This is a genomic window from Pigmentiphaga sp. (assembly GCF_019689535.1).
Lineage (GTDB): Bacteria > Pseudomonadota > Gammaproteobacteria > Burkholderiales > Burkholderiaceae_B > Pigmentiphaga.
Map to the genome: position 1 here is coordinate 1 of NZ_JADGHH010000196.1, position 6,157 is coordinate 6,157.

Annotated in this window: 8 protein-coding genes; all 8 read right to left on the minus strand. The window is 65.0% G+C overall.

The genetic code is table 11. The annotated features are described in order from the left end of the window. The coding region (locus IRZ12_RS14610; protein WP_296469796.1) for an STY4534 family ICE replication protein at nucleotides 1-487 on the minus strand (487 nt) is incomplete at its 3' end. A 376-nt stretch (nucleotides 488-863) separates the two neighbouring features. Continuing rightward, a complete protein-coding gene (locus tag IRZ12_RS14615) occupies nucleotides 864-1,229 on the minus strand; it encodes a DUF3085 domain-containing protein (RefSeq protein ID WP_073664157.1) in 366 nt (121 codons plus the stop codon). Nucleotides 1,230-1,287: 58 nt separating this feature from the next. After that, on the minus strand, nucleotides 1,288-2,097 hold the full coding sequence (locus IRZ12_RS14620) for a GTPase (protein ID WP_296469801.1): 810 nt from the start codon (nucleotides 2,095-2,097) through the stop codon (nucleotides 1,288-1,290). A 289-nt stretch (nucleotides 2,098-2,386) separates the two neighbouring features. Continuing rightward, the gene (locus tag IRZ12_RS14625; protein WP_139271031.1) at nucleotides 2,387-2,719 is read right to left on the minus strand and encodes a uridylate kinase; all 333 of its coding nucleotides are present in this window, start codon (nucleotides 2,717-2,719) and stop codon (nucleotides 2,387-2,389) included. A gap of 84 nt (nucleotides 2,720-2,803) precedes the next feature. After that, nucleotides 2,804-3,541 (minus strand): ABC transporter substrate-binding protein, encoded by a 738-nt coding sequence (locus IRZ12_RS14630; protein ID WP_296469809.1) that lies wholly within the window; start codon nucleotides 3,539-3,541, stop codon nucleotides 2,804-2,806. A 155-nt stretch (nucleotides 3,542-3,696) separates the two neighbouring features. Beyond that, complete coding sequence (locus tag IRZ12_RS14635) at nucleotides 3,697-4,089, minus strand: hypothetical protein (RefSeq protein WP_073664154.1); 393 nt, start codon at nucleotides 4,087-4,089, stop codon at nucleotides 3,697-3,699. A gap of 24 nt (nucleotides 4,090-4,113) precedes the next feature. Beyond that, on the minus strand, nucleotides 4,114-4,365 hold the full coding sequence (locus tag IRZ12_RS14640; RefSeq protein WP_073664153.1) for a hypothetical protein: 252 nt from the start codon (nucleotides 4,363-4,365) through the stop codon (nucleotides 4,114-4,116). A gap of 270 nt (nucleotides 4,366-4,635) precedes the next feature. Continuing rightward, a complete protein-coding gene (locus tag IRZ12_RS14645; protein ID WP_296469814.1) occupies nucleotides 4,636-6,105 on the minus strand; it encodes a DNA cytosine methyltransferase in 1,470 nt (489 codons plus the stop codon). Nucleotides 6,106-6,157: the final 52 nt, after the last annotated feature.

The following is a 6,157-nucleotide window of genomic DNA, read 5'->3' on the forward strand; positions in this document are numbered from 1 at the left end:
GCACGGGGGACGCCTGGGCCGGAGCTTCCTGCGGGGCGGGCGTTTCGGCGGGGGCCGGAACGTCGCTCTCGCGTTCGTCGGAGTCGGTCGGCTTGGGCTCGGCCTTGTAGACGAGCTCGCCGTCGACCTTGATCCAAGAAATGAACAGCAGGCGGGCCTTGAAGCTCACCCCCTGTTCGCCGGCGCGCTTCCCCTTGGTGTAGGTGAAGACGTCGGCCCAGAGGTCGCCCAGGCGGAAGCCGATCAGGACCTTCTTTTCGGCCTTGACGGCATCCTCGCAGCGGCGGACCAGGTGCTGCGCTTCGTTGCCGGAAACGCGGGTATCGAAACGCACGTAGGACACGTCATCGCTGGGACCGTTGAGCGCCGCGATGTCGCAGGCCAGGAAGGGAGACCCCTTCTTGGGCTTCACCTCGCGGATGCGACTGAGATAGCCGAAGCCGGTGATGTGCAGATCGAAGTAGGTTTTTTCGTTGGAAGTGGTCATGGTGAATCTCCAGTAGGACAAAGAAGCGGAGACACACCCGACCCAGGCGGGGAAGGTGTGGAACCCCCGCGTGGGTTGATGAAACAGCGTGGTGGCATCGCCATCTGGAATCGATGGTTGTTCGCGCATGGATGCCGGTGCGAACGGGGGGGATCAACGCGGTCAGAACCGCGTCGTAGCCTTGAAGATCGTGGCTACCTGGGCATGCTGCTGATCGCAATCGGCGGGGCATGGCGGCAGCGTGGCATGACGGTACGCCGGGGGCATCGATGAATCGGCACCACCGGACCACCCCATTCCGGGGCCGGGTCCGGTCGAAATGCTGGCTCCAGAACGAAGAAACCCCCGCATGCGCGGGGGTCGGGGAAAGCGGCGGTCATCCGCCATTGGGCTCGGGCGGAACCGCCTGCAAGGACAGGTGCGTCTCGGTGGCGGACAACGCCAGATCGTCTTCGCTGTGCAGGATGCGGGCGAACACGTCGTCCTGTACGTCGAAGAACTCGCCGAAATCATCGCCACCCAGCTCGGCGTTCACCAGTGCCCACCAGTCGTCGAAAGGATCGACGTCGGGGTTGCAGCCGACCGCGTAGGCGATCAGCTTCTGGCGGCCACCGGGAAGGCGCTCGCCGCGTTCGGCGAGGAAGTAGGCGCCTTGGTCCTTGGCGAGGACGACGCGGCACTGGTTGGTGACTGCTTCGGCTAACACCGGGCGCAGATCGACCCCCTTGAATCGCAGGGACATGGAGAAATCTCCTCAAAGTGGGATGGAAGGTAGGCCGCGGAAGCCGCGGCCTGGTTGATCACGCCGAGAGGGCTTTGCGCGTGCGCTTGGCCTGCTCCAGGACGGTCACCTGGATCTGGCGCCAGCGGCCATCGTCGATTCGATGCGCCAGCGCCTCGCCGAGGCTGTCGAAATACACCTCGTCGATGCGCTCGACGAGTTCATCGCCTTGATGCAGCTCGATCACGTACACGTCGCCGGCACGGTCGTAGAGCACGGTGACCCGACCCTCGAACTTCGCCGTGGAGACGGAGAAGCTGATCGCCGGCGGCGTATCGATGATCTTGGTCGGTGCCGGATCGACCCAGGTGAAGTCCTTGGCCCCGGCATCGACCAGCATGTGGGTGATCTTCCGGAAGCGATCGGGCGCCGGCAGTTCCTCCAGTTGCTGGATCAGGTCGTGCAGTTCGGGGCACTGCGGTTCGGGGATGGGCAGCTTGGCCGGCGCGGAGCCGAGGATGTGCGTCTGGATGGTGTACGGCTTGCCCTCGGAGGTGTACTCGGTGCGTTCTTCCGGTGTGTCCGCGCGCAGGCCGTCGAAGCGGCGCCGCGCATAGGGCTGGACGTGCACCTTGGCACCTTCGTCGGGGACGACGGTGACCAGGTCGCGATCCAGCACCGCGAACTCGGCACGGGAGGTCTTGAGAACGATGGCGTCATCGGTCGTCGCCACCACCTTGCCGTCGAAGGGCTTGGGGTCGATCACGAATCCGAGCGTGGATTCCTGCGGCTGGCTGTCGAAGAAGCGGAACTTGAACGAGTTCACGTTGCGCGGGACGTGCCCTGCGATGAGCGTGGGCAACTGGATGCGAATAGCAGAACGGTCCATGGGAGACTCCTTGAAGGAAAACAAGGGACTCCCGCCCGCAAGGGAGGAAGATCCCTTGGGGGTGGAAAAGACGCGGTGTGCGTCGATGGATGGAGGTGACCAGTGCGGGTGCACCGCAGCCTCGAAGGTCTCGACTGCCTGGGCGGTTGCCGGCTACGCCAGCGAACACGCGGCCAGCATGGCGCGTCGCTGGCGGCCCGGTGCACGCAATATGGAATCTGGACGTTCCCGCATTGGTGCGGCGGACACGGACAAGAAAACGCCCCTCGATCGAGGGGCGGCAGGTGGATCAGAAGTTTTCGTACACGAAGCAATGCGTGCGTTGTCGTGGGAAAAAGACGTGCTTCCAGCAGTCGCCGCAGGTATTGCCGCCGTCGAACACCACCATTTCGTAGCGGTTGATGTCGGTCTCCACGAGATCGGCGATGCTGATATGGCGCATGTGCAGCGTGCCGCTCATGCGCTCGAACACCAGCGTTTGGCCGATGGCATCGTCCTGGCTCATGGCATTGATGCAGGCGTCCAGTTGCAGCTCGAAGTCTGCTTCAGCGCCAAGATCGCGCAGTACGTGGTCAACGATGTTGGGCAGATCGAGGTCGGGCTTGGACAGTGAAGGGATCATGGTGTGCTCCTAAGAAGGAGCGGCTCGGCACCCTCGCGAATGCCGAGCCGCAAGGACGGTGGGTGCTCCCAGGGAGCGCAGGGACTACGATTCGTACAGCGGCAGACCTTCCAGTACCGGGGCGTCGGCATCGAAGATCAGGAAGCGAACATCGGCCTGGCCGGCCTGTTGCAGCGTGTCCACCAGGGATTCGGGCATGCGCTTGTTCCGGTGTTCCTGCCGCAGTTGTTCGGCGGTGATGCCTTCCAGGTCCTGCAGATGGCTGTCCGTCCAGGGCGTGGAGATCAGCTTGACGCCGATCGCCGGGCTGTACGGGATGCGGAAGGCGATGAACAGGAACCTCTCCGGGGTGGCGAGGTCAGCCAGCTCCATCAGGTAGCGGTTGGCGTCCTCGGTCAGATGGGCGCTGCTGATCTCCCAGGCGCGGCTGTAAAAGCCGGTCTTGAAACTCAGCCGCCCCACGATCTCGCGGGCGGCTTCCTCGGAATAGGTGTCGCCGATATGGACGGGTTCGCCGTTGAAGTCGTCGCCATGGATGGCATAGACCACGGCGCCCACGACGCCCTCGCCATTGACGCCTTCGCCGGCATCGCACTCGGCCGCCAATTCGTCGCTGATTTCCTCGCCGATATTTCGGATCACGGCGAAGTCGTTGGTGACGATGCAAGGCGACGAGATGAGGTCGCGGTCGGACAGATGCGCCTGGCTGGCGTGGATGGGACGCCAGACCAGTGGGCTGCCGTCGTCGTAGCTGATGCAGAGGGAGCGGACGATGCGCAGATTGCTGTACCCGCGAACGAAGGGATTTTCGGTCTTGGACATGGGATTTCTCCAGCAAAGGATAGGCGGAACACATCCCCTGCCGGGGATGGAACCCCAGCGGGTGAAGGAAGAAAAGAAAGAGGGGCATGGCCTTGAACAAGGCGCATGCCCCTCGTGGGAAGTGGGAAAGAAAACGGTGATGTGCTGGCGAAGGCTCACCAGCCGTTGTAATTGAGCAGCAGATCGGCGAGCACCTGACGGCGTTCCAGGTCGAGGCCCCCGAAGTCGGCCAGCCCGTGGAAGCCGCAACGCTTGAGCATGGCGCCGCCCTCGCGTTCGTTGTAGAAGCTGACCATCGCGGCGAGGAACATCCGCTGGCCGCCGCTCAGTACGCCGAGGGCGTCATTGAGCATCAGCAGGTTCGGACGCAGATCCCACTTGCTGGTGGCGCGTTGCAGGCCATCGCGCGTGCCGTCGCCGAACCACTCGTGACCGGCGATTTCTGCACCGCGCTTCCACGCCTGGAAGAATGCTTCGGGAGCTTGGGAAAAATGCAGGTCTTCCCGCACGATCAGATCGAGCACGTCTTGGGGCAAAGACTGGTTCATGAAAAGTCTCCTGGCGAGAGGGATTCAGGGATGGAGGCGCTGTTGCCAACGGCCGGTCGTCAAGGCGTGGCTGGCGGCCTGGTAGGAGCGGAAGTACTGGGCGGACTCGCGCGAGACCGGGCCGTCTGCATCGGTGGTGCCGATGTAGTGGCCGGCGGCGCTGTGGCAGACCTGGAGGGACAGGCGCTTGCCGATGTGGATCAGGGCCAGATAGCCGATGGCATCGGCTCGGGCCTGGGCGGGGCTCGGAAGCACCGCGTGGGGCGGAAGGGACATGGCGATCTCCTGGTGAAGGACGGAGGCCACATCCCGGTCGGGAAGCGGAACCTCCCGGTCGGTGGAACAAGGCAGCATCGGCGCCAGAAAGGCGCTCGTCCGCGGTGGTCGATGCGAAGCGGACTGGCGGGTCGCACGGAAGAAGATTCCGCGGCAGTCGGGAACCCTGACTGCTGGCATGGTGCTGACAAAGTCAGCGACGCATGGGGCGAGCATCGCGGCACGCGAGGATGCCGTCGTGCGAGAAACGGAAACTCGCTATCACCGTGTTCAACGCAATGCCTGCAACAACCGGCGTCCCAACCAGGCCACACAGGGCACGGCCATCGAATTGCCGATGGCCTTGTAGCGCGGCGCATCCGCGGCCGGCTTGCCGCGGTACGGCACGAGGGTGTAGTCGTCGGGCATGCCCTGGAGGCGTTCGCACTCCACGGGCATGAGCCGGCGCACACGCCATTGCGACCAGTCGGCCCCCCCTGGCACCTTCGGGGTGTAGCGGAAATGCGCCTCGTAGGTCGGTGCGAGCACATGGCCCTTGTCAGCGCCGCCGCTGCTGGCACGCAATGCGGGCGACACGGCTGGGCCGAGTTCCGCCGTCATCCCGGTGGCGCGGCCGCGCAAGGACACACTGGCAATGACGGGCTGGCCGTAGCCCGGCTTTCCACCCCGCATGAGCACCCCGGTCACCTGGCCGTGCCCCGATTCCAGGCGCACTTCGCTGCGGTTGTTCTGGGCGAAAGCGACGATCGCCGATTCGGGCGGGCTGGCGATGATCGGCACGCCGCGTCCGGTGCCATCTTCGCCGCATCCCTTGCCATTGTTGGCGGTGTTCAGGGCGTGGCTGATGGCGCCGGTCACCGACTGCACGGCGAAGGTCTCGACCTCGAAGTCGTTCTTGGCGCCGGGAGCCGCCGTCAGGCAGGCGGCCACGTCGATCGGCCCACGGGTGTTGCCGCCGCCGAAGGCGAGCGTGACCTTGCCGTAGGCGCGGTTCAGTCCGGCATAGCTGCCTGCTGCGCCAGTACCCGATGCAGAACCCGCGGCAGCGTCTTGCCACGGTGCGAAGCCCGCCGCAGGATGCCCAGGCACGCCTTCGGACTCAAAAAGTACTGCGGCGGGATCGACGTCTGGATCACCACTTGCCACAAGAAACACGCGGCGACGGCGCTGGGCAACGCCGAAGTATTGGGCGTCGAGCACGCGCCACGCGATGCGGCGGCGGGGTCCAGACACACAACCTGCGTGCGTCCACCGCGGCCCTGGCGGTTCGAGCGCACGGCCTTCTCCGGCCAATGCGCCCAGGAAGCAACCAAAGGCGTTGGAGCGGTCGGAGAGGACGCCCGGGACGTTTTCCCAGACGAGCGTGGCTTCCGGGCGGCGGGCTTGGGTGCGGGCTTGATCGATGGCATTGGCCAACTCCACGTATGCAAGGGTGAGCGCGCCGCGCGGATCGGCGAGCCCTTGGCGGTCGCCGGCGACGCTGAAGGATTGGCACGGAGTTCCGCCGACCAGGATGTCGGGTGCGGAAACGGTGCCGGCACGGATCTGGCGGGCGATGCCCGTCATGTCGCCGAGGTTCGGAACCTCGGGATAGCGGTGTGCGAGGACGGCATTGGGAAACGGCTCGATCTCGGCGAACCAGGCGGCTTGCAGCCCAAGGGGCTGCCAGGCGAGGCTCACGGCTTCGATGCCGCTGCACACGCTGCCGTACTGCAAAGCTGGGGGGTGTCGAGGGTGCATGGGGGTTCTCCTGTTCGGGGTGACGGAAAGGCAGGAGAAAGGCGCCGAAGAC

Coding starts and splice junctions, on each gene's coding strand:
- IRZ12_RS14615 (WP_073664157.1), bottom strand. CDS start 1,229: ATGTCCCTGCGATTCAAGGGGGTCGATCTGCGCCCGGTGTTAGCCGAA.
- IRZ12_RS14620 (WP_296469801.1), bottom strand. CDS start 2,097: ATGGACCGTTCTGCTATTCGCATCCAGTTGCCCACGCTCATCGCAGGG.
- IRZ12_RS14625 (WP_139271031.1), bottom strand. CDS start 2,719: ATGATCCCTTCACTGTCCAAGCCCGACCTCGATCTGCCCAACATCGTT.
- IRZ12_RS14630 (WP_296469809.1), bottom strand. CDS start 3,541: ATGTCCAAGACCGAAAATCCCTTCGTTCGCGGGTACAGCAATCTGCGC.
- IRZ12_RS14635 (WP_073664154.1), bottom strand. CDS start 4,089: ATGAACCAGTCTTTGCCCCAAGACGTGCTCGATCTGATCGTGCGGGAA.
- IRZ12_RS14640 (WP_073664153.1), bottom strand. CDS start 4,365: ATGTCCCTTCCGCCCCACGCGGTGCTTCCGAGCCCCGCCCAGGCCCGA.
- IRZ12_RS14645 (WP_296469814.1), bottom strand. CDS start 6,105: ATGCACCCTCGACACCCCCCAGCTTTGCAGTACGGCAGCGTGTGCAGC.